The organism is Paenibacillus monticola (assembly GCF_009664975.1).
Classification (GTDB): Bacteria; Bacillota; Bacilli; order Paenibacillales; family Paenibacillaceae; genus Paenibacillus_AQ; species Paenibacillus_AQ monticola.
The window spans coordinates 1-22164 of sequence record NZ_WJXB01000005.1 but is presented as its reverse complement, the minus strand read 5'-3'; the positions used below and the strand labels follow the sequence as shown (position 1 = coordinate 22164).

Below are 22164 nucleotides of genomic sequence, written 5' to 3'. Positions count from 1 at the left end.
GTGCGCGAACATGTCGAAATTAAAAAAAGGAGTCGTGTATCTTCTTTTTGCAATCCCAGTAGTAACCCAACTGTATCCATTGCTATGGTTGGTGCTGTATTCTTTGAAAACCAATGAAGAGATTATGGATGGCAGCTTTTTTTCCTTTCCAAAATCTATTCAATGGCATAATTACACCGAGGCTTATACATCAGGAAGCTATCTGAAGTATCTCACCAATAGCGTTTTCGTTACGGGTGTAACCATGATATTCGTTATTCTACTGGCTTCGATGGCGGCTTATGCGATCTCACGGTTCCGCTGGAAGTACGGAAATTTGGTAATGACGATCTTCCTAATGGGAATGATGATTCCTATGCAGGCAACTTTGTTACCACTAATGATCATCTTCAAAAATATTCATGTACTTAATACGCATTGGTCCTTGATCTTGCCATACGTTGCTTTCTCCACTCCAATTGCCGTATTCATCTTAACCGGATTTATGAAGGCCATCCCTCATGAAATCGAAGAATCGGCGTTTATTGATGGAGCTAATATTTACCGGATCTTCCGCAGTATTATTCTTCCGGTTTCGGTTCCACCAGTAATGACCGTATGTATTCTGACCTTCATTAACATTTGGAATGAATACATCTTGGCAGCAACCTTTATTTCTTCGGAGAAGTTGAAGACTTTGCCTTTCGGGGTCTACACTTTCGTCAGTCAGTATTCAGTCAATTATGGAAACATCGGTGCCTTTCTGGTTATGGGCGCGCTGCCAGTCATCTTGATCTATTTCTTCCTATCCAATCAAATCACAAAAGGTATGGTGGCTGGGGCAGTAAAAGGATAAACTTCATTGCAAACAAAATCGAAATAGCTTTATAATAAAGGAACGGCAGGACAGGGTGTTGAAAGGAGGAGAGTCCTATGCTTAATGGCTTTCATTCCATTCACCATCGTTTGTTCATGCTGTTTCTTTTTTGCATGTCAGGAATTCTGTTGATTGTCAGTCTGCTGTACTATAGCCGGACTACGGTGCAGATTCATGAGAAGATTAGTGATCTATCGCAGAAAAATGTGGCTCAAACCGCCGGTTTGTTCAGTTTACTCTACAAGGGTTATGATAGTCTTTCCAAATCGCTCAGCAATAATTTCGAGATGATTCGTTTGCTAAATGAAACAACAGATGAACCGGCAGTAGCCTATATCAATGAGCAAACGATTACGAATATTATCGGTGCCATCTTTTATTCACGCGATGACCTGATTGGTATTCACGTTATTTCCGATAAAGGAAAAATTTATAATTATGGTAACTACTTGAATGTAATGGACCCAAACTACAAGACCGAGGAGTGGTATCGTCAGATTCAGGCTTCTTCAGGCAAAATGGTCTGGCTTGGCGTGTATAAACATTCTCTCATAGATCAAGTGGAGGACAGTCCGGTCTTTGCCTTTGGTCGGCAAATCTATGACCTGAATGAGCATAAGCCGATTGGGATCGTGCTGTATGAAACGAATCCTCAGCCTGTGCTGGATGCCTTGGACAATCTGAAGATCGGCGAGCATAGTCAGGTTTATCTGATGTCTCCGGATGGTCGTTTTGTATCGTCATCTACAGATCCGGCACCAGATCTGAAGACTTTGCCTTCTTTGCAGAATTCCAGCAATGTTGTTGTTAAGCAAGAGAAGGGACGTCTGATCGTCGCTTCCAAGCTGTCCTTTTCTGGTTGGTGGGTATTAAGTATAACGCCTAACCGTGATTTGAATGTAGAATTGGTGGAGATGAAGCGTTATCTGCTGATTGTGATCTCTATACTTATTATTGTCTCGACCTTGATTGCTTCCATCGTCTCGAAGACGATATCCTCGCCACTCAAGAAGCTGATTCGTGAGATGAAACAGGTGGAGATCGGGAATTTTCGTGGGATGGTGAATGTGTCTTCCTATCAGGAGATCAATATTCTGGTCGCTTCGTTCAATCGAATGGTTAACCGTATTGAAGAGTTAATTGAACGGGTGAAGCTTTCCTCTGTTAGTGAGAAGAATGCCGAGCTCCACGCTTTGCAATCTCAGGTGAATCCCCATTTTCTATACAATACACTGGATATGATCTATTGGATGCTCGATGAGGAAGGTAATGAGCAGTTGGGTGAACTTGTGCTCTCACTTTCCTCGATGTTCCGGTACAGCAGCCAGTGGGAAGACGGGGTCGAGGTAACACTTCGTGAAGAATTGGAACAAATCGGCCACTATTTAAAAATTATCTCAATCCGGCTAGAAGGCCGGGTACAAATTGTGATGGATATCGACGAGCGTTTTTTGAATATACGTATTCCCAAGATGACAGTGCAACCTGTCATTGAGAACGCGGTCAAACATGGCTTAGAATCATTGGGTCGCCAGGGAATCCTGAAGCTGTACACCCAAGAAGAAGGCTCTTCCCTAAAAATAATTGTTGAAGATAATGGTGTGGGTATGGATGAAGAGCAACTGAATCATATGCTTGATTCTCTATATGGGCAGAGTCCTAAAGAGTCGGGCAAAAATGGAATCGGACTCCAGAACCTACACCGCAGACTTCAGCATATGTTCGGAGAGAGTTATGGTCTGCAAATTCAAAGTTTCCCGGGAGAAGGAACACAGGTAGCCATTGTGCTGCCGATTCCAACGGAAGGAGAAATACATTCGTGAACATTCTGATTGCTGACGATGAACGAGTTATTCGGGAAGGTATCAAGCGAAGCATCAGACAACTGTGCCCTGAATATGAAGTGTTTATAGCTGCTTCAACTGAAGAAGCAATCAAAATCATGGAGGAACAGCGAATTCATATCGTGCTGACCGATATTCTAATGCCGGGGATGAACGGCTTGGAGTTCATGAAGATTTCCAAACGCCGGTATCCCTATGTGAAATGGGTCGTTATTTCGGCGCACAGTGAGTTCTCCTACGCGCAAGAAGCTGTGCGTCTCGGAGCAAAAGATTATTTGCTGAAGCCGATCGGTAAAAATCGCTTGTTAGAGATCATCAACAACCTTGCTGTAGAAATTCAACAGGATACTGAAATATCGAAGAAAGGTGAACGACTGAAAGTAAGCCTGAAATTCCTGCGGGAAGGCGTGTTTCAGCGGTTAGCTTCTGGACTCGATATCGGAAATCTCGACATTGCCTCTTTCGTTGAAGACTTCGACAACTATTATTTAATTATGGTGCAGTTGGATGCCGGAGATAAAAGTGTCCGTTTGGAACATTTTATTGTTGAGAATGTGTTGTCCGAACTGATCGAGCAGCGTGGGGGCGGTTTTGTGGTCAGCTATGACCGGCAAAGTCTGCTAGGTCTGGTCACTTTCAAAGATGACTTTCAGATTGAGCAATTTCAAGAAGAGATAATGGTTCATCTGAAGCATTACTTGAAGATACCATTCCAGATTATTCATTCAGGTTTATGTGTAGATTTCAGTACGGTTCCGCAAGTAGTGACACGGATGAGGAAAGCCTCGGCTTCGCAAGCCTTTGAATTTGAACCGATAAAAGGAAGCGGCGAGAAAGCTATCGATGTTGCTCTTCACTATATAAAAGAACACTATTATGAGGATCTCACATTAGAGAAAATGGCTTCAGTAGTGTTCTTGAATCCGGCTTATTTCAGCCAATTGTTCAAGCAGAAGACAGGCCAGGGGTATAAGGAATATGTTACTACACTGCGACTGGAACAAGCGCAGCAGCTGTTGTTAAATCCTAAGCTGAAGCTGGCAGAAATAGCTGAACGTGTAGGGTATCAGGACATGCGGCATTTCACTCAAATGTTCCGTAAACGATTCCAGCTAACTCCAACAGAGTATCGGCAGCAGCAGAACATTAATATTCACATGGCCAATGGGACATCTCAGCAATGACAAAGAATCTAGCACCGATGGGTATCGGAACTAGCTTCTTTTTTTTGAGTGAGGAACTGTACTAATCTAAATGTTACTAAAGTTACTAATATTACTTATGGGATCTAAGTTGAAAACTACAAACGCCAAAATAATCAATACAATTATAACTGCATAGAGAATGGTGCCTACAATTCCACAGACCAGACCCGCTATAGCCAACCCTCTTCCTTGTTCATTCCCCATCCGGATTTCCTTAAAGGAGATAGCGGAGAAAATGATGGCGATAATTCCAAACAGTAGGCCGATGTACGGGATAACAATGGACAAGATACCGAGCACCAGAGCAGCAATTGATTTGCCGTTAGTACGTGCCGGTGGAGGTTGGGGTGAATAAAATTCCTGATTTCCGTAGGGCTGATAACTCATTATACAATACCTCCCAAATTATCTCTTACTTCATAATAAATGATTTCTCATCAAAAATATGTATTTTATTTACTAAGGTAGGGTAATTAAGTAGTTAATCCAATGTTCCAGCTTTACGGCTGGTTTTAGTCCAATGGATTCTGCTAGCTGGATAGAGGCATAGTTGTCCTCAAGCACATGGTAACGTGGGATATAACCTCTATTTAAAGTATGAAATATCGCAGTGCGGACCACATTTTGCGCCAACCTTTGTCTTCTTGCAGACTCCACTGTATGAACCGCTCCGATTTCCCATATCAGCTTCGTATTCCTGAAAGCGAGACAGGTGCTAACAGCTACGCCCTCTTGAAATACCGACACAGAGAACGCACCTTCTTGAAAATACTCTGTTATTTCCTCGATATTATATTGGTTTGCTTCCCATAGCGGAATCAGTCTTTCATCGATGCTGTGATTTAATACGGTTTCTATATCCTGTGGGAAAACTTGGCCAGCCGGAGTACTATAAGAGATGAAACCGCGGACTTTGTGCAGCGAAAAATGTTCCGCAAGTGCAACTCTGTATTCTTCCTCCTGCAGCTTGAAGACGAGTTTGGCCTGTACAGGCAGCAGATCCAGCATAGCAAGGAAAACAATGGGGCTGCTGTAATCCATAAATACAATGAAATCAGCTTCAGAATATACCCGATTATCGTATGAATAGGCCGTTGAGGGTAGAAGCAGAAGTATTCCCCATTGCTCCCCTTGTTCAACAAGATGAACATCCATTACATCAGGGTATGCGCTTAGCATTTTTAACAGGCTTATATTTCGCAAGGGGTTAGTACCTAATCGCTCGATAATTAAAGGAATTTGCTCCACTTCATTCAACTCCTGATTCGTAATGATATGGGATCAATAGATTTAGTATATAATACAACGGGTTGACAGTGATTGATATAATAAACATACAATTAGAGCTTGCTGTTTGTTGCAGCCTAGATGATCGGAGGAACTCATACATATGTCACAACCCAATGCAGTCACTGCAAGTAAAGCGGGAGGAGCAGGCTTATCCAAAAGTCTCATTCTGATACTGGCTGCAACCTCAGGTCTTGCTGTAGCTAACCTGTACTATAATCAGCCACTCTTGGCTGATATTGGGCGGACGTTTCACGCTTCCTCGAGCGCTATCGGCTATGTCTCGATGCTGACACAGATCGGATATGCGCTTGGAATGCTTTTATTCGTACCTTTAGGTGATATCCGCGAGCGCCGGACTTTGATCACAATTCTCCTAGTGGCTGTATCGCTCTCGCTGATTGGCTTCGCCACGGCTCCTAGCCTGATCTGGCTCTATATCGCGAGCTTTGCAATTGGAATCACAACGGTAGTGCCGCAGATTATTGTGCCTCTCTCAGCACAGCTGGCTTTGCCAGAGGAACGTGGCAAGGTTATAGGGACGGTAATGAGTGGTCTATTATTCGGCATTCTGTTGGCTCGTACCGTCTCTGGAATTATAGGTGATGTCTTTGGCTGGAGAGCCATGTACTGGATCGCTGCAGCCATTATTTTGGTGGCTTCAGTGTGTTCTGGACCTCACTCGCTTTCTACCTGGAAGGCTCACCCTACCATTATAGCAGCTCGATTGCCGGATTGTTTGGGCTGGTAGGCGTTGCTGGTGCAGCAGGTGCTCCTTTCGTCGGCAGGCTGGCAGATAAGGTTGCACCTAAGAAGATTATCGGCGTTCTAATTGTACTGACATTGCTCGCTTACGGATTGTTTGGATTATCCGGGCTATCCATTTGGAGTCTGATTGCCGGAGTGATTGTGCTCGATCTTGGAGTGCAGGGAACACAGGTTAGCAATCAGACACGAATATACGCGTTGGAGCCGGCCGCTCGCAGCCGGATCAATACGGTGTTTATGGTCAGTACCTTTGCAGGAGGTGCTGCTGGCTCTACACTGGGAAGCTATGCTTGGCATCTATGGGGCTGGAGTGGTGTCTGCTGGACAGGGGGAACCTTCATTGCTGCAGCTCTAATGGTTTGGGGGAGTGCATCGTTTAAGAGAATAGAGGTTCTTCCCTATAATCCCGTATGGAAGACGGAATTCGACAGAATTAGGAAACCCCATTATTGATATTGATCTCGTGATGGAGAGCTATGAGGTATTTCCGGAGAAGTGAGAATGACGGATTTATGAACTATCATCTGTATGTATGCCCGAAGAATGGTAAAGGCTATGTGGAGCATATCGCTTTTCGTGACTATCTGCATTCAAATGCCGCGGCCCGGCTGGAGTATGAAGCGGTGAAGTTGCGGTTGGCGGAGCAATACCGATATGACATTGATGCCTATGGTGAAGGGAAGACCGCAATTGTCACTTCTATCCTTAAAAAAGCAATGAAATAGAATAGTAATTATTGCTAAAGACGATTCGGACATTTCTGTAATGTTCCGGCTTGTCTTTTTTGTTCAAAGATAAGGAATGTATCCGAGAATTAAAGCGTGGGACTTGATCTAGCTGGATTTAATGCTGCCGGGTCTGAATGGCCTGGAGTTGTGCCGACGAATATGAAGGTGGTTGATGTGTATATCAGCTATATTCGAAGCAAAATAGATGAGACGGGGACAACCGAGCGTAGTGCAGACACTGTGTGGCTTGGGGTATGTGATTCGAAAAAAAAATTACGCGAGCGGAAGCAGAACTTTCCTCCGGATATCACTTTTCGGCAGTTATTAGAGATACAATAGAATATACCTTGAAGAATTTCGTTATGAGGATATGCCTTATGTGTTCCAGCGCTTTTACCGTGTGGATAAATCAAGAAGTCGCGAGCAGGGAGGCACGGGTCTGGGTCTGGCCATCGCAGAACGGCTGGTTGCCAGATATGATGGCCAGATCAGTATTGCCAGTATTTCTGGCAAGGGAACCATCGTAACCTTATCCTTTTCTCTTTCCGGGCAAAACAGTAATCAGCCGCTCTAAATTTATATGTTCTTAATGATTGTTTCACAAGCAGTTAATCATTGGGATGTATTGTAAATCTAAATAGACGTTACCACAAAGGAGAAACCTACCGTGCAAATTGTTCACAATTTCCCCCTTATGGCTGCTCTGCTCGCAATGATTGCCGCGCAGCTCATTAAAGTTCCATTTAATCTAGTGTGGAGTAAATCCTGGAATGTTGCGCTAGCTATCGGAACGGGAGGTATGCCTAGCTCTCATTCGGCTGCTGCTGCCTCACTAACGGCGGCAATTGGCATAAGCGAGGGACTGGATTCTTCTACTTTTGCTATTGCTACTGTACTTAGTGCCATTACCATGTACGATGCAGCAGGAATCCGCCGACATGCCGGGCTGCACGCTTCATTCTTGAATCGCATATCGAAATCTTCTCCCTCACTGCTCAAGGATGATGGTCCAAAGGTGATTGAGCTAAAGGAACTGCTTGGGCATCGTCCGATTGAAGTGCTTGCTGGTGCGATATTTGGGATCGGGATTAGCATTCTTTTGCATTCCACGTTATATGCATAAGAGAGTAAAGAGAGAGTCAACGTTGTAGGATGGAGTGAGGAAGCATGCATCAAATCGTAGCCTGGATATCAGATACGGCCCTGAACCTTGTTAATACCATGGGTTTATGGGGCATTTGGATCGGAATGATTCTGGAGAGTGCCTGTATACCGATTCCGAGCGAGGTAATTATGCTAAGCGGGGGTTTGCTGGTTGCTCAAGGAAAGTTAACGTTTACCGAAGTGGTGGCGGTGGGTGTATTGGGGAATCTTATAGGTTCGATCATCGCTTTTTACGTTGGAGCTGTCGGTGGTCGAAGATTGCTGGAGAAATACGGGAAGTATATCTTCTTTAATGCCCGCCACCTGGAACAATCGCAGCGATGGTTCGACCGTTATGGGGAAAGTACTGTTTTTTTCACGCGCATGCTGCCGTTTATCCGTACCTTTATATCTTTGCCAGCCGGGATTGCGGGCATGAAGGCATGGAGGTTCGTCCTCTTTACCTTTCTGGGCTCTTTACCCTGGAACATGGCGCTTGTGTATCTAGGGTACCGTTTGGGGGATAATTGGAGCATAGTGGAGACCTATCTGCGTCCTGTCAGTTACGTCATCGGTGCAGCTGTAGTGCTTTTGTTAATAGTTTGGCTAGTACGCAGAAAAAAAGAGCGTGTTGCGTAAGTAGAAATTCCTACGCCTTTAGCCCTTATTCATTCTTAACTTATTTCGGAATTCGCTTGGCGACATTCCGCTCCATTTGCGAAACTGTTTGGAGAAATAAAGCGCATCATTAAATCCAACGGAAGAAGAAACTTGGTCGATGGTTAGTGATCCGCCCAGCAAATCCTTAGCTTTATCCATTCGCACCTTGAGTAAGTATTGCTTGGGTGACAGTCCCGTCTTCTGCTTGAAGACCTTGGACAGATGTGCGCGGTGATAGCCGAGGGTTGAGGCCATATGATCAATGCTGATCTGCTGATAGAATTGCAGTGAGATCCAGCGAATTGCTTGATCAATCTGGCGGTCAATCACATCCGGCATTTCCAACGGATGGACGGGTAGGATGCTGCGGTTGACTAATCCAAAATGATGAAGCAGCAGCCGGAGCCACCCCGAGGCCTCCAGACTTTCCAGCCGGGGATAGGCCGACTGCTGAAATGATAACCGAATCCGTTCATAGAAGCGATAGAGCTCACTCGTGTCCTCTATGTGGATTAGCGGCTTATCTCTTGTAATGCCTACCTCACTGAGCAGTTGCTGGGCTATATCACCTTGCAGGCCAACCCAGACATAATGCCAGGGTGTGTTCAGGTCCGCCTGATAGCTGAAAAGCGAGCCGGGGAAGATCACAAAGGTGTCACCCGCAGTGCATGTTTGCGAGATATTCCCACTTTGGAACGTTCCTACTCCGTCCAGTACGGTATGAATGAGATAATAATCATGAACGGACGGTCCGATCTTATGCGCTGGGTGTGGTTTGCCTTCACCGCTGAATAATACGGCTAGATCACGTTCATCCGGCAAGAGATTAAAACCCGCAGAAAACTGATAATGCTCCGGATTCATGGACAGCCTCCTCTATAGAAAGTTTTACCCTGAGAGTATAACAAACCTCGTTCAGATGCAACAAATATCCATATCTCTCTTGTATTTCTCCATACTCATTGTTGGCTCTTTAATTTATAGTTGGTAGTGAAGAGAGCAGCGAATAATACCTGCCAATCCGGTGCTTACGAGCTATTTGGTTGCTTTAACAGTACCTTTAATTGCGATGACTGCGCAGGATCGCCTCAACAATAAGGAGGAGTATTTGTTATGTCTAAAATTACATTTATCGGTGCAGGAAGTACCGTATTCGCCAAAAACGTATTGGGTGACTGTATGGGAACACCAGCGCTTCAGGGTTTTGAGCTGGCCTTGTTTGATATTGATCTTCAGCGCCTTACCGATTCGGAAAATATGCTGAATAATATCAAAAGCAGCAGCGGGAGTACGTGTAAGGTCAAAGCTTATACGGATCGCAAAGAAGCACTGCGTGGTGCGAAATATGTTATTAATGCCATACAAGTCGGCGGCTATGATCCTTGTACGATTACCGATTTTGAAATTCCAAAGAAATATGGCCTACGTCAGACGATTGCCGATACGGCCGGTATTGGAGGGATCTTCCGAAATCTGCGCACGATTCCGGTCATGCTGGATTTTGCTGCAGATATTCAAGAGGTTTGCCCGGATGCACTCTTTCTGAATTATACGAACCCGATGGCGGTGCTGACGAATGTTATGAACACTTATGGAGGTGTGCAGACGGTAGGGCTATGTCATAGCGTCCAGCAATGTATTCCTGGATTATTCGAGCATCTTGGGTTAGATCAGACGGGAGTGCAAGCCAAGATCGCTGGAATTAACCATATGGCCTGGCTCTTGGAGGTATCTAAAGACGGGGAGGATCTATATCCGGAGATCAAACGGCGGGCTGCCGCTAAGCAACTGGAGCCTCACGGTGATATGGTTCGCTATGAAATGATGCTGAAATTCGGCTATTATATTACGGAGTCGTCAGAGCATAATGCGGAGTACCATCCTTATTTCATTAAACGCAATTATCCAGAGCTTATCGAACGCTTTCAAATTCCACTCGATGAGTATCCCCGCCGCTGTGTGGAGCAAATCGGACGCTGGCAGCAAATGCGTGAGGAATTGGTCAACAATAAAGAGCTACAGCATGAACGCTCACATGAGTACGCATCTTACATTATGGAAGCCATCGAAACCAATATTCCCTTCAAGATCGGCGGCAATGTGATGAATACAGGACTTATTACCAACCTGCCGAGAGAAGCTTGTGTAGAAGTTCCCTGTCTGGTAGACAGCAGTGGAGTAACTCCAACCTTCGTCGGTGATTTGCCTCCGCAATGCGCGGCATTAAACCGCACAAATATCAATACACAGCTGCTTACGATCGAAGCGGCTATTACACGAAAGAGAGAGCATATTTATCATGCCGCAATGTTGGACCCTCATACAGCAGCCGAGCTCTCGATGGACGATATTGTAAATATGTGCGATGAGCTGATCTCTGCTCATGGAAAATGGCTGCCACAGTATAACTAAAAGCGACAGCCAGATCATAAATATTAAAGTGCTCAGTTAGCGCTCACCGACAAGACGTGGCGGGCTGTAGTATAATGCTCGTCCCACCAGCCGGCGTTCAAGTCAGTAACAGTCACTCCACCCTCGCCAAAAGTATGCAGTATTTTACCATCGCCTATATAGACGGCTACATGATGAATAGGGGAGTAGAAGAACACCAAATCTCCCGGCTGAAGCTGACTTCTGGCTACAAACGTCCCAGCAGTGGATTGTTGTGTGGAAGAACGGGGTAGGGTGATGTTATTCTGTGCGAAGATATATTGGGTGAAAGATGAGCAATCAAAGCTGGAGCTTCTACCTGCTTCGGCTCCAAATTCATAGGGAACACCTTGTAGACGGAGTCCAGTAGCGATGATCTGATCCGCAGTGGTCTGCCTAGCTACACTTTTAGTTGTTGATGCAGTTGCAGCGAAGGCTGTATTGGAGTTGTCGAACATTCCGATACTTGATGCGGCCAATGCAATACTCAGACTGACACCGATACATACTTTGCGGAGTCGATTGTGGCTATTTGTTGTAGTCATATCTTAACCTCCTGTTTGTTTGAAATACTGGGTAACTACCTGTACAAACCTTATCACATTATCACTTCACAGAAATTACCACCTGCTGCAACAATTCAAGGCCAGCAAGTGTTTGGGTCTGTTTATTAAAATATGATGAGAAAATTAAGTTGCTTTTCTCCTTGACAAGATTTTGAACGGGTACTCGAAGTAGACCATAGGGATATTCCTTGTGGTCTTTTTGTCTTTTAGTCCAAACAGTAAAGCTGCAACAGCATACTAATAATCTAATAACATTGAGGCTTAGAAACGCGGAAGGTTACGCCAGAGAAGTCCGATTGAAACCATGCGGAGGTGAGATACGGTGTTCGTTAAAAAGTACATTTTAGCATCGGCTACTCCTTTTGCCACACCATATTATATCTTTACGGGTCAGTTTCCGGGGCCTGTCTTCATGGTGGTATCTGGGATCCATGGCAACGAAACCGGCAGTATACGAGCAGCTCAGGAATTAGTAAACATGCTTATGCGCAGAGAGTTGTCGATTCAAAAAGGAACCTTAATCATCGTGCCGCTTGTTAATATTAAAGCTTACCGCAAGCGCAGCAGAGGAGTTCCGGATCTGAACCGGACTTTCCCGCGCAAAAGCAATACAACTGCACGCCATCCGTTAGCCGCAGCGTTGTTTCAATTAGTACAGCGATATCGTCCTGCATGGTATTTGGATCTTCATGAAGCGAATGGTCTATCGCAAAGAAATGCTAAACGGCTCGGTCAGACATTAATTATTCAACCTGGTAGCCGTGGCGTATCTATAGTGAGGCATATTATTAAAAATATCAATTCCTCGATCGCTAACCCAGCTTATCGATTTAACCTCCGTCTGCGGGAATTGCCAGGTTCTTCACGTACGGCTACGGCCCGGATAATTGGAGCTAAAGCAGTCACCGTAGAAACCTGTTGGAGTCTGGAGCATGCATTGCGGGTTAACTATCAGAAAGACATCGTGTGTCGTTTTTTGAAAATAGCTGGTTTAATGAGCTAAAGAGGCTGGTATAGCCATTCAACAAGCTGATACAGTATCAACCCGTATCAGCTTGTTTTTTGAAATAAAACACACTTCCGTAGCTTCCCTTGAACACCGGCTGTCCAAATTTCCCCACCCATTCTCTATACAGATTTCCAGAGACACTGCTCTGCACAATGACATATTCAGGATGGTCGTATTTCACAATGTCCGGCAGATAATCAGAGAATCCATACATCGAACGTTCGAAAGCGGTCCAGCCCATAGCCCCAAGCGATGCTTTGGTGACAAAAGGGTCCTGTCTTCCGTCACAGAGGACATCACCTCCCCGGAACATGACATATCCGGATGAACCGTACTTCGCCAGCACTTTGGGATGGTTCCCATCGGGGGTGCGGTCCAGAATATACGTCATCTCATCTACTGGATAGTCTTTGGCATCAATAACGGGCGGTACGATAAATACATAAGCCATATTAAAGATTAGTCCCAATGAAAGACAGAGGATAAGGGTACGCTTGCGCAATTGAAAGATGCTGAGCGAACGTAAATTGGGAATCACTTCGAAGAACACCGCTGCAAAATAAGGGATGAACAGCCACATGAACAGATTTTGCTTGAAATTGGAAACCCCTAAATATAAGATGCCAAGCATCATAAAGAAACGGAAGGGCTTGCGATAAAGGGCAAAAGGTAACGTCACCGCAAAGAATAACAGCAACAGTAGAATAGGTAAATTGTCCGGTCGGTTGAACTGAATCGGCTGCCACTCATTGATCAGCATGTTAAAGTTCTTATGGGTTACCGTCAGAATATAGAGCAGGCTCTTGATCCCGCCCGGATTCAGCAGTCCGACCAGCCCTACGAGAATGAAGACTACAATCCGTCGCACAGTAAGCTTCTTTGCAATTAGTGCTTCAAGCAAGGCCATTCCCGTAAACACAACAATAACAAGCCACACACCCGCATGAAAGTTGGCGATCGCACAGGAGAGAGCGATCATCGCTATAGCGTATTTGGTTCGGGTCAGCAGCTGGAATTCCCGCAAATAAACGAAGAACCACACAATCATAAATGAGGAGATCATCTGTGGTCTTCCTTTAAAGTAGTTGTAATAAATCCAGCAGGAGATGAGGAGTACAAAAGGAAGCAATAGCGGGTGCGCCTCCGGAAGTCCCAGTTCTTTACGTGAGACTCTGCCTAACCGCAGTAGCCCAAGGAGTAGAAAGAACAAACAAACGGCTGTCAGTAGATAAACGCCAGGCCACCCAAAGGTTTGATATAAAGGGGCCACCAGCAACTGAAATCCGAATTCATGTGGAACATAGGGCAGCTTGTCTCCATAAAAGGTATGTATGGCATGGTGCAATATGGTTCCGTGTTTGAGCATATAGCGCCCCACTTCAATGTGCCAGAAGGTATCTGGATCATTGTAAGAATATTTAGGGATCATTAACATGACGACAATAATAATTAGAACTCCGTAAAGAAATTTGAACCCTTGTGGTTTCATGAGAATGAATCCCCCCTGTGTAAGTAAATTAATAAATTGTTAAGAGTTGTTTCACGCTCCGTTTATGATTGAGGATTAAAGTAAAGGGGAGCCTAGATAAAAAGGAGCCCTCTCATGAAACCCAATCCTGTTGTGCTTATTGTATCTGCTGGCTTCGGAGACGGTCATGCCAAGGTAGCTGAGGCAATTGAACAGTCCTTTATAGCAAAAGGAATAGATCAGGTATTTATTGTAGACCTCTTCGCTGAAGTTCATCCCTATCTAAATGAGATATCCCGGAGGTTCTATATGAGGGCTGCCGTCTATGTACCCAAACTATATGGAATACTATACAGAATTACGAGCAGGATGAAGCCTCAGCAGCCCCTCAGTCAGTTTCTGCATTCCATAGGCCAAAAAAAAGCAAAGGCCCTGTTGGATGAGTTACAGCCGGATATTATCATCCATACCTTTCCCTATCTTGTGGCCTCAAGGCTGAGTGAAGAAGCAGGGAATGAGGTATCCATATTCACCGTACTGACGGATTACGTCCTGCATGGTAGATGGCTTCACCCATATACGATGAAGTATTTCACCGCTACGGAGAGCATGAAACAGGAATTGCTGGCAGCAGGTGTTCCAGAGGAGAGGATCACGATTAGCGGGATCCCGATTCGGGCTGCTTTTCGTAAACCCATGGATCGGGGAAAGCTCTTGATCAAGCATGGATTCAGCGAGAGCCGACGTTATATTCTGCTGGCAGCCGGAGCCTATGGCGTAATGTCCAACATCAGCATGCTGATAAATACCGTACATGAATATTCTGACTTTGATTTAATTGTACTTTGCGGGAATAACGATGGACTACGGGTATCTCTAGTAAATCTTTATCTTCACAATCCCCGTATTCATATCTTGGGTTATACAGAGGAAATGCATGAACTCATGGCGGTTTCCTCTGGTCTACTGACTAAAGCTGGAGGGATTACACTTACCGAGGCTATGGCTATGTCACTGCCTGTTATCGTATATCGTCCGCTCCCTGGTCAGGAGGAAGGCAATGCACATCTGTTAACTGGACTTAGAGTTATATATACTGCCTATAACAAGCATGAATTAATCCATAGATTGCGCCAACTGGAGATACAGCCGTGCCGGGAAGAAATGCAGCGATTCATGCATACCCTCACACGTGAAGAATCGTCTCAAACCATTGTTTCTGAAGTACTGACACTCCATAGTAATCGTTGACAGATAGATGAGCTAGGACTATCTCATTCCTTGCTTTCTGTCGTATGATTATAGGGTAGTGATAGAATATTGTTAGAGAGGAACTCCAGTGATGTCAATTCGTATGAAACTGCTCTTATCCTATGCGGCCATGTTAATTATTCCGCTTACTCTGCTAATCGCAACCTCCCTGCTGCTTGCAGTCGTCTTTCGCGGTGATTTACAAAGTCTGAAGAGTGCCCATGAGATGAAGTTTGAGGGGCTGGAAGAAAGTGATTATCATAGCCTGATCAAGTATACGATTCTGAAGGACCCGGTTTTTCTGACAGATAAGAGCTTTCTGGATGATATATCTGCGGATATGCTGAATAAAAACACCCATCTGTATATCCGCTCGGGAAGCGATGTACTCTATTCGTCGGATGATATCTCCTCCAAAAAAAAGCTGATCGCCGGACTTCCATCCTTCAATCACGCCGGTACCTGGAGTGAATTGAAAAATAAAGCAGACGGAAATGAATGGTATCAGATCGTGCAGTACGATGTCTCCACTAAGGGTCAACAGCCAGTCAGCTTGTTCCTCCTGACTGAGATTGACCCGCTCGTACATTTTGCCCGCAGCTTTTTCCCGATTCTGTTTCTCTCCACGTTGGTCATACTGGTGCTGACACATACACTGCTGACCTATTTCATGTCCAAGAGGATTATTAGGCCATTGCTTGAGCTGCGCAAGGCGGCACAGCAGGTTTCTGAGGGAAACCTTGATTTTCAGGTCCGGGTTAGCGGCAAGGATGAGATTGGTCAGTTGGGGATGGCTTTTGAAGAAATGCGCTCACGCTTACAAGAATCCATCCAGCTGCAGCAACAGTATGAATCCAATCGCAAGGAACTGATCACGAATATCTCCCACGATTTGAAAACACCACTTACAGCTATCAAAGGTTATGTGGACGGTATTCTGGAAGGAGTGGCAGACTCCCCGGAAAAAAGTGAAAAGTACATGCGGACCATTGCCACGAAAGCGGGAGAAATGGATCGCCTGATTGATGAATTATTTTTGTACTCCAAGCTGGATATGCAAAAGTTGCCCTTTACGTTCGAGTCCGTACCGATTTACGCCTTTTTGCTGGATTGGGCGGAGGAGTTGCAAATGGAACTGGAGAAGCAGGGCGTCAGACTAGATGCGGAGATTTCAATTGAAGAGGGAATACACGTTGCGGTTGACCGTGATTCCTTTAAGCGTGTGTTGAGTAATGTGATACAGAACAGCATAAAGTACATGAACAAAGAGCAGAAGAGAATCTCTTTACAGTCCTTTGCCCAGAATAATAAAATCATCCTCGTCATTGAAGATAATGGTCCAGGCATACCGAAAGAAGCAGTTCGACATATCTTCGAACGATTTTATCGAGCGGAGCAATCAAGAAATAGCTATACCGGTGGCAGTGGACTTGGATTGGCGATCGCCAAAGGCATCATGCTGGGACATCAGGGGGACATCTACGCAGAAAGTGTAGAAGGGGAAGGCACAAGAATTTATGTTGTCTTACCGATTGAAGAGGAAGGAAGCTCGCAATGATGAATAAGAACATTCTAATTGTTGAAGATGAACCGGCAATTGCTGAATTGCAGCGTGATTATCTGGAGATGAGCGGATTCCTGACTGAAATCGCGGTGAACGGCGAAGAGGGACTGGAGAAGGGACTATCCGGCAAATACGATCTTATTGTACTTGACGTAATGCTGCCCAAACTGAATGGATTTGAGGTATGCAAAAGAATTCGCGACGCACTAGATATACCCATTCTTATGGTTACTGCCCGCCGGGAGGATATCGATATCGTCCGTGGGCTGGGACTTGGAGCCGATGATTATATAACCAAACCGTTCAAGCCTGCGGAGCTCGTTGCGCGAGTGAAGGCTCATCTATCGCGTTATGATAGACTGAAGGGCGGCCGTTCCGCATCCAATGAGGTGGAAGTCCGTGAGCTGAGACTGGACCCAGACACCCGCTGCACCTTTATGCGCGATGAGGAAGTGATGCTGACAACCAAGGAATTCGACCTGCTTCATTTCCTGGCGCTGCATCCGAACCGGGTATTCAGCAAGGATCAATTGTTTGAAAGACTGTGGGGAATTGACTCCATAGGGGATACCCAGACCGTCACTGTTCATATACGCAAGCTGAGAGAGAAAATCGAGGCCGATTCGGCTAATCCCGTCTATATTGAAACCGTTTGGGGAGCAGGCTACCGCCTTCGAGGCTGAGTTGCATCATCACTTAAGATTTATTTAATATTCTCTTCACTAGGGATTTATATTTAGAGTCTAGACTGGTAGAGTAAGGCTAAATTTGTGTGAGAGGCAGGCTAAAGAGATGAAGAAGAAGTGGCTTATGACAGGAGGCGCTGTCGGAATCAGTGGTGTGATCATGCTGGCTACCGGTTTAACAGCGTTTGCAGGCACCTCGGGTTATGATGATTATAAGGCGGCGCTTAAGAATACACAGGGATTAGAGAGTGTAACAGCTCAGGTATCTGCAGTTCTTAAAGATAATGGCAATCTGCTCAGTCAGGCTCAAGGAAGCTTAAAGGCCAATTTGCAGAATGAAGCTGTAAGTGGAACTGTTAAGATTAGCGGCACAAAAGGTACAGAGTCCCTTAGTCTTTATAATCAGACTGACGGAGCCGTATTGAAAAGTGATGCTTCCGACATTTACTACGTCATGCAGGACAAGTCCGAGCAGAAAGATAAGAACTCCAAGAGCAAAGATGCAACATGGATTAATAATGAAGCAGAGACCGTAATTGATGCATTGGTAGGCAATTTACAGAATGAGGTCACATCAACCACTGCATCCGATGGCTCCAAGCACATTTCGCTGCAACTAGAAAGTGCGCAGATTCCTACGGTTGTCCAAGCTTTAGTTCCGATCGCTTTTAAACATGCTTCTGCTGTAGAAGAAAAACAGACTGAGAATAAACAGACTGATCCACAGGAACTTTTTCACCAAAGCCTGTTTGACTTCAAAGATCTATCACTGACCGAAGGTGTGCAAATTCAAAGCGTAAGCTTGAATGCTGACATTAACGCTGCAAATGAGCTTGAAAGCCAACAGCTTATCGTTACGATTACAGGTAAAGATGCCAGCGGTACAACGCATACACTTACCTCCAATCTGGATGTACAGCTATCTGGCTTCAATGGAACCACTCCTGATTCTATTGATCTGACGGGTAAACAAGTGAAGCCATTGCCTATGCATCATGGGGATCGTTTTCACGAATAAACGAAAAGCAAGTTGCAATTCTAAGCAATAAACAGCGGATAAGGTGCGTTTTGCTTTATCCGCCTGTTTATTACCAAAGGGGAGATAAGCTTGGAATGTATCGCTAAATTAAGCGGTTTGACGAAAGAATATCGGAATGGCCGAGGCATTAGGAATGTTGGGCTTGAGTTATATAAGGGTGACATTTATGGTTTGCTTGGCCCGAATGGTGCCGGCAAGACGACCCTGCTCAAGATGATGACGGGACTGATTGCCCCAAAGCAAGGCTCTGTAACCTTATTTGGCCACAATACGGAGCAATCCTTTGCTGCAGCCATGAGCAAGGTAGGCTGTATGATCGAATCCGCAGATTTCTATGATTATGTTACAGCAGGTCAATATTTGAAATCGGTGGCTAGTTTCTACCCCAATGTACAAAAGGAACGAATTCACGAGGTGCTTGAAATCGTTGGCCTCACTGCTAATGTTAAAGAAAAAATAAGACACTTCTCCACGGGCATGAAGCAAAAGCTGGCTTTGGCCGCTGCTATTATGCCATACCCCGAGCTGGTCATTCTGGATGAGCCGACGAATGGCTTAGATATTGAAGGAATCGTACTCTTTCGTGAACTGGTAACTCGTTTGTCGAAAACGGAGGGGATCACTTTTATCATATCCAGTCACATGATTCATGAGCTGGAGCAATTGTGCAATCGGGTGGGTATTATCTATGAAGGTGCGCTGATTCAGGAAGGAAACGTGTCAGAATTACTACAGGATATTCCCTCACTGGAGCAGTTCTATATCGGTGAGCTGCAAAAGGCGAAAGGGGGGCCACGGATTGTATAATTTACGCGCGGGACTTAAGAATGAATTAATGCTCATGCTGTATCGCCGGAAGACTCTGTTCTTCTTCATCCTAGCTGCTGCTATTCCAATTCTGCTGGCCCTGACTTTCCATGCGCTGCAGCCCATGTTGGGACTAGTCGCGGCCAGCTCCTCTTACCCTATACAAATGCTGAACCTTTACACGATCTTTATAATACCGCTGTTTCTATTCCTAACGATTGCTGACCTGTTCCCCCAGGAAATTTCGGCACGGACGCTCAAAATAGTCCTTCTGCGGCCCATCCATCGGTTTAGTGTGTACACGGCCAAAATTCTTGCTTTGGGGATAACAATTGCCGCTTTACTTCTTATTTTGGCAATAGTAACAAGCGCCTGTAATGCCTTTCTTGGGAGTCAGGAACTGGGAACGATAGACTGGCTTAGCTACGGAAAAGCATATATTGCCGCCTTTTTCTCAATGTGGGCACTCTCCGCAGTATTTGTGTTCGTTGCTCAATTTTTCCGAAGCGCTAGTGGATTTCTGGTATTTTCCATTCTTCTTTATGCGGCAGCCAAAGTGACCCCCTTCTTCCTAAAGGGTTTCTCCTCCTTTTCTCTAGCCTCCTATACGGACTGGTATATGCTCTGGTTAAGTCATTCCGTATCTGCTGGAAAGCTGATCACTTCATCTTTGTTTGTCACATCCGGATTAATCTTGTTTTTCACCCTAGGCTATATTCTCTTTGATCGTAAAGAAGCTTAATGACGGAATACGATACAGCCACATCTTGAGTTCTCTCTAAATGTTGTTTGCGGAAACATTTTAGGTGAGCGGGGATCGTGGTTTTTTTGTTACATTTTATATTGACACCATTGTCTATAGTGTATATATTACACATATACATTAAATACAATCACTCCGAAGGATGATGGTGCGATCACATGAACATATTGATAACGGGCACCTCGGGAGAGCCCATCTATGCCCAAATTGTAAGTCAGGTTCGCCAACTGATTTTGCAGGGGGAGCTAGTCTCTGGAACCGCACTTCCGTCGATCCGGTTATTGGCGAAGGACCTGCAGATCAGTGTCATTACCACTAAACGGGCTTATGAAGAGTTGGAACGGGAAGGGCTGATCAATTCGATCGTCGGGAAGGGCTCCTTCGTATCTGGTGCAGATCAGGAATTCATCCGAGAGCAGCGTCTGCGGATTATGGAGCACAAGATGAAGGAGGTTATCGACGAGAGCAGGCTACTCCGTATCAATTTTACTGAAATCACCGAAATGATGAAACTACTCTATGAGGAGGAGAAGGGATGAGTGACTCTATACAACTGAATCATCTGCACAAGAATTATGACCGCTTTGCGCTGCGGGATCTTACATTTTCCATTAAAGAAGGATATATTACCGGGCTGATTGGGCCTAATGGGGCAGGTAAGACAACAATAATCAAAATGATCATGGGGATGGTTCATCCCGATCAGGGCTCCATTTCGATATTCGGCCAAGAGAATTCCTCAGATGAGGCTTCAGTCAAGGACCGAATCGGGTATGTCTCAGACGAGAATTTCTTCTATGAACAGCTGACCCTGAAGCAGATGAAGAAGGTCATAGCCCCTTTTTATAGCCGCTGGGATGAAGAAGCTTACCGTAAGTACTTGGAGTTGTTCAAGCTCCCTGAGCTTAAGAAGATTAAGGAATTATCCAAAGGCATGAAAATGAAGTTCTCACTCGCAGTTGCTCTGTCGCATGGTTCGGAGCTATTAATTATGGATGAGCCTACCGCAGGTCTAGACCCTGTGTTTCGCCGAGAGCTGCTGGAGCTGCTAAGTGAACATATTCAGGATGAGAAGAAATCCATTTTGTTCTCTACACACAATACAGCGGACTTGGATCGCATTGCAGATTACATAGTGTTTATAAATGATGGCAGGCTTGTGTTTAATGAAACGAAGGAGGCCCTGCCAGAGAAATATATGCTCGTCAAAGGTGGCAAAGAGCTGTTAGACCGTGATGTACGTAAATGGTTTACTGGCATTCGTGAGACGGCACATGGTTTTGAAGGGCTGGTGGCCAATCGAATGGAAGGTGAACCGTATTTTAAGAATATCGCCATTTGTGAAACGCCGACGTTAGAGGAAATTATGTATTTTACCGTAAAAGGAAGCGTTATGCATGCATAATCTATTGTATCTGCTGCGAAAAGACTTCGTACTGCTTAAAAGTTTTATTCTGTTTGTGCTCCTATACAATCTATTTATGGCAGCTATTCAAATAGATAACTACTGCATGTATGCCGCCTTCCCATCGCTTTTGCTCCTAACCTGTTCCTGTTCGTACGATACACAACATCACAATCAGCGTTTTGTAATCAGCCTACCCCTAAGAAGACGTGAAATTGTTCGAGCCAAGTATTTAACGCTTGTTCCGTTTGCAACGTTTGGTGTAGCTTGCTCAGTAGTCCTATACATCGTGCTTAATATACTAGGACATTCGATAGACCCCGACTATTGGCGAGCTGTAGGTTTAACCTTATTTCTCATTCCATTGTTCGCAGCCATTTACCTACCCATCCATTACTGGATCGGTCACAAAGGTTCGCAGGTGAATATCATCTTCAATGTGGTTATAGTCCTAGCTACGATTAATGCGGGAAGCTCAGTTCAACAATCGCCGCTGCTCACTAAAATGCTCCATATACAGGTACAGGATCATCTGCAGCTGATAGGATTGACTGGAATCGTCTATCTGTTTATTCTATATGGTTCTTATGTAACTCAACTTTCGCAGCATGAAATCGGCAGATAAGCCTTGATGTAGCTGGGCAAAGCAGAGATCCAGTGCTGGAGTTGACTTTTAATCATAGCG

26 protein-coding genes are annotated in these 22164 nt (G+C 45.0%); 21 read left to right on the top strand and 5 right to left on the bottom strand.

The genetic code is table 11. The annotated features are described in order from the left end of the window. Window positions 1–10 precede the first annotated feature (10 nt). From GJB61_RS15580 to GJB61_RS15570, 3 genes are all read left to right on the top strand, one after another. Window positions 11–835, top strand: a complete 825-nt coding sequence (locus tag GJB61_RS15580) for a carbohydrate ABC transporter permease (RefSeq protein WP_154119528.1) — start codon at window positions 11–13, stop codon at window positions 833–835. Window positions 836–912: 77 nt separating this feature from the next. Then, on the top strand, window positions 913–2679 hold the full coding sequence (locus tag GJB61_RS15575; protein ID WP_154119526.1) for a sensor histidine kinase: 1767 nt from the start codon (window positions 913–915) through the stop codon (window positions 2677–2679). Then, entirely contained in the window at window positions 2676–3884 is a 1209-nt protein-coding gene (locus GJB61_RS15570; protein ID WP_338115861.1) for a response regulator, read from the top strand. The genes GJB61_RS15575 and GJB61_RS15570 overlap by 4 nt, the downstream gene beginning before the upstream one ends. Window positions 3885–3950: 66 nt before the next feature. Here GJB61_RS15570 and GJB61_RS15565 read toward each other — a convergent pair whose 3' ends face one another. After that, window positions 3951–4292, bottom strand: coding sequence for a DUF4190 domain-containing protein (locus GJB61_RS15565; protein WP_154119524.1), 342 nt, complete (start codon window positions 4290–4292; stop codon window positions 3951–3953). Window positions 4293–4364: 72 nt separating this feature from the next. Beyond that, window positions 4365–5153, bottom strand: coding sequence for a GNAT family N-acetyltransferase (locus tag GJB61_RS15560; RefSeq protein WP_154119522.1), 789 nt, complete (start codon window positions 5151–5153; stop codon window positions 4365–4367). Window positions 5154–5295: 142 nt separating this feature from the next. Here GJB61_RS15560 and GJB61_RS31750 point away from each other — a divergent pair, with 142 nt between their 5' ends. The 7 genes from GJB61_RS31750 to GJB61_RS15530 all read left to right on the top strand — a co-directional run bounded on the left by GJB61_RS31750 (window position 5296) and on the right by GJB61_RS15530 (window position 8470). Continuing rightward, window positions 5296–5943, top strand: coding sequence for an MFS transporter (locus GJB61_RS31750; protein WP_229521820.1), 648 nt, complete (start codon window positions 5296–5298; stop codon window positions 5941–5943). Beyond that, on the top strand, window positions 5859–6413 hold the full coding sequence (locus GJB61_RS31745; protein WP_338115860.1) for an MFS transporter: 555 nt from the start codon (window positions 5859–5861) through the stop codon (window positions 6411–6413). Before GJB61_RS31750 ends, GJB61_RS31745 begins: the two co-directional genes overlap by 85 nt. A 59-nt stretch (window positions 6414–6472) precedes the next feature. Further along, window positions 6473–6685, top strand: coding sequence for a GrpB family protein (locus tag GJB61_RS15550; protein ID WP_195724349.1), 213 nt, complete (start codon window positions 6473–6475; stop codon window positions 6683–6685). A 96-nt stretch (window positions 6686–6781) separates the two neighbouring features. Next, a complete protein-coding gene (locus GJB61_RS15545; protein ID WP_154119519.1) occupies window positions 6782–7027 on the top strand; it encodes a helix-turn-helix domain-containing protein in 246 nt (81 codons plus the stop codon). 31 nt (window positions 7028–7058) lie between these two features. Beyond that, entirely contained in the window at window positions 7059–7262 is a 204-nt protein-coding gene (locus GJB61_RS15540; protein WP_154119518.1) for an ATP-binding protein, read from the top strand. 93 nt (window positions 7263–7355) lie between these two features. Beyond that, window positions 7356–7811, top strand: a complete 456-nt coding sequence (locus GJB61_RS15535) for a divergent PAP2 family protein (RefSeq protein WP_338115859.1) — start codon at window positions 7356–7358, stop codon at window positions 7809–7811. Between the two features lie 44 nt (window positions 7812–7855). Further along, the gene (locus GJB61_RS15530) at window positions 7856–8470 is read left to right on the top strand and encodes a DedA family protein (protein ID WP_154119516.1); all 615 of its coding nucleotides are present in this window, start codon (window positions 7856–7858) and stop codon (window positions 8468–8470) included. An 18-nt stretch (window positions 8471–8488) separates the two neighbouring features. Here the strand turns inward: GJB61_RS15530 and GJB61_RS15525 are convergent, their stop codons facing one another. After that, window positions 8489–9355, bottom strand: coding sequence for an AraC family transcriptional regulator (locus GJB61_RS15525; RefSeq protein ID WP_195724348.1), 867 nt, complete (start codon window positions 9353–9355; stop codon window positions 8489–8491). 249 nt (window positions 9356–9604) lie between these two features. Here GJB61_RS15525 and melA point away from each other — a divergent pair, with 249 nt between their 5' ends. Then, a complete protein-coding gene (gene melA / locus GJB61_RS15520) occupies window positions 9605–10903 on the top strand; it encodes an alpha-glucosidase/alpha-galactosidase (protein ID WP_154119512.1) in 1299 nt (432 codons plus the stop codon). A gap of 32 nt (window positions 10904–10935) precedes the next feature. Here the strand turns inward: melA and GJB61_RS15515 are convergent, their stop codons facing one another. After that, window positions 10936–11466, bottom strand: a complete 531-nt coding sequence (locus GJB61_RS15515; RefSeq protein WP_154119510.1) for a C40 family peptidase — start codon at window positions 11464–11466, stop codon at window positions 10936–10938. 343 nt (window positions 11467–11809) lie between these two features. On the opposite strand from GJB61_RS15515, the gene GJB61_RS15510 reads away from it, so the two are divergent. Next, on the top strand, window positions 11810–12490 hold the full coding sequence (locus GJB61_RS15510; RefSeq protein ID WP_338115858.1) for a succinylglutamate desuccinylase/aspartoacylase family protein: 681 nt from the start codon (window positions 11810–11812) through the stop codon (window positions 12488–12490). A 37-nt stretch (window positions 12491–12527) separates the two neighbouring features. Here the strand turns inward: GJB61_RS15510 and GJB61_RS15505 are convergent, their stop codons facing one another. Continuing rightward, window positions 12528–13985, bottom strand: a complete 1458-nt coding sequence (locus tag GJB61_RS15505; RefSeq protein ID WP_154119508.1) for a hypothetical protein — start codon at window positions 13983–13985, stop codon at window positions 12528–12530. 114 nt (window positions 13986–14099) lie between these two features. Between GJB61_RS15505 and GJB61_RS15500 the strand changes: the two genes are divergently transcribed. From GJB61_RS15500 to GJB61_RS15460, 9 genes are all read left to right on the top strand, one after another. After that, window positions 14100–15215: an MGDG synthase family glycosyltransferase gene (locus tag GJB61_RS15500; protein ID WP_154119506.1), complete on the top strand. Its 1116-nt coding sequence runs from the start codon at window positions 14100–14102 to the stop codon at window positions 15213–15215. Between the two features lie 103 nt (window positions 15216–15318). Beyond that, a complete protein-coding gene (locus GJB61_RS15495; protein WP_229521813.1) occupies window positions 15319–16773 on the top strand; it encodes a sensor histidine kinase in 1455 nt (484 codons plus the stop codon). Beyond that, complete coding sequence (locus tag GJB61_RS15490; RefSeq protein WP_154119973.1) at window positions 16773–17462, top strand: response regulator transcription factor; 690 nt, start codon at window positions 16773–16775, stop codon at window positions 17460–17462. The genes GJB61_RS15495 and GJB61_RS15490 overlap by 1 nt, the downstream gene beginning before the upstream one ends. Window positions 17463–17571: 109 nt before the next feature. Then, on the top strand, window positions 17572–18483 hold the full coding sequence (locus GJB61_RS15485; protein ID WP_154119504.1) for a hypothetical protein: 912 nt from the start codon (window positions 17572–17574) through the stop codon (window positions 18481–18483). A gap of 90 nt (window positions 18484–18573) precedes the next feature. After that, complete coding sequence (locus GJB61_RS15480) at window positions 18574–19311, top strand: ABC transporter ATP-binding protein (protein WP_154119502.1); 738 nt, start codon at window positions 18574–18576, stop codon at window positions 19309–19311. After that, window positions 19304–20053 carry an ABC transporter permease gene (locus GJB61_RS15475; protein WP_154119500.1) on the top strand — a complete coding sequence of 250 codons (750 nt, stop codon included), beginning with the start codon at window positions 19304–19306 and terminating at the stop codon, window positions 20051–20053. Before GJB61_RS15480 ends, GJB61_RS15475 begins: the two co-directional genes overlap by 8 nt. 179 nt (window positions 20054–20232) lie before the next feature. After that, complete coding sequence (locus GJB61_RS15470; RefSeq protein WP_154119498.1) at window positions 20233–20613, top strand: GntR family transcriptional regulator; 381 nt, start codon at window positions 20233–20235, stop codon at window positions 20611–20613. Continuing rightward, window positions 20610–21479: an ABC transporter ATP-binding protein gene (locus GJB61_RS15465; protein WP_154119496.1), complete on the top strand. Its 870-nt coding sequence runs from the start codon at window positions 20610–20612 to the stop codon at window positions 21477–21479. Before GJB61_RS15470 ends, GJB61_RS15465 begins: the two co-directional genes overlap by 4 nt. Further along, window positions 21472–22104, top strand: coding sequence for an ABC-2 transporter permease (locus tag GJB61_RS15460; protein ID WP_154119495.1), 633 nt, complete (start codon window positions 21472–21474; stop codon window positions 22102–22104). The genes GJB61_RS15465 and GJB61_RS15460 overlap by 8 nt, the downstream gene beginning before the upstream one ends. The last annotated feature ends 60 nt before the right edge of the window (window positions 22105–22164 follow it).

Coding starts and splice junctions, on each gene's coding strand:
- GJB61_RS15505 (WP_154119508.1), bottom strand. CDS start 13,985: ATGAAACCACAAGGGTTCAAATTTCTTTACGGAGTTCTAATTATTATT.
- GJB61_RS15490 (WP_154119973.1), top strand. CDS start 16,773: ATGAATAAGAACATTCTAATTGTTGAAGATGAACCGGCAATTGCTGAA.
- GJB61_RS15580 (WP_154119528.1), top strand. CDS start 11: ATGTCGAAATTAAAAAAAGGAGTCGTGTATCTTCTTTTTGCAATCCCA.
- GJB61_RS15550 (WP_195724349.1), top strand. CDS start 6,473: ATGAACTATCATCTGTATGTATGCCCGAAGAATGGTAAAGGCTATGTG.
- GJB61_RS15575 (WP_154119526.1), top strand. CDS start 913: ATGCTTAATGGCTTTCATTCCATTCACCATCGTTTGTTCATGCTGTTT.
- GJB61_RS15565 (WP_154119524.1), bottom strand. CDS start 4,292: ATGAGTTATCAGCCCTACGGAAATCAGGAATTTTATTCACCCCAACCT.
- GJB61_RS15485 (WP_154119504.1), top strand. CDS start 17,572: ATGAAGAAGAAGTGGCTTATGACAGGAGGCGCTGTCGGAATCAGTGGT.
- GJB61_RS15540 (WP_154119518.1), top strand. CDS start 7,059: ATGCCTTATGTGTTCCAGCGCTTTTACCGTGTGGATAAATCAAGAAGT.
- GJB61_RS15500 (WP_154119506.1), top strand. CDS start 14,100: ATGAAACCCAATCCTGTTGTGCTTATTGTATCTGCTGGCTTCGGAGAC.
- GJB61_RS15530 (WP_154119516.1), top strand. CDS start 7,856: ATGCATCAAATCGTAGCCTGGATATCAGATACGGCCCTGAACCTTGTT.
- melA (WP_154119512.1), top strand. CDS start 9,605: ATGTCTAAAATTACATTTATCGGTGCAGGAAGTACCGTATTCGCCAAA.
- GJB61_RS15495 (WP_229521813.1), top strand. CDS start 15,319: ATGAAACTGCTCTTATCCTATGCGGCCATGTTAATTATTCCGCTTACT.
- GJB61_RS31750 (WP_229521820.1), top strand. CDS start 5,296: ATGTCACAACCCAATGCAGTCACTGCAAGTAAAGCGGGAGGAGCAGGC.
- GJB61_RS15465 (WP_154119496.1), top strand. CDS start 20,610: ATGAGTGACTCTATACAACTGAATCATCTGCACAAGAATTATGACCGC.
- GJB61_RS15470 (WP_154119498.1), top strand. CDS start 20,233: ATGAACATATTGATAACGGGCACCTCGGGAGAGCCCATCTATGCCCAA.
- GJB61_RS15525 (WP_195724348.1), bottom strand. CDS start 9,355: ATGAATCCGGAGCATTATCAGTTTTCTGCGGGTTTTAATCTCTTGCCG.
- GJB61_RS15460 (WP_154119495.1), top strand. CDS start 21,472: ATGCATAATCTATTGTATCTGCTGCGAAAAGACTTCGTACTGCTTAAA.
- GJB61_RS15515 (WP_154119510.1), bottom strand. CDS start 11,466: ATGACTACAACAAATAGCCACAATCGACTCCGCAAAGTATGTATCGGT.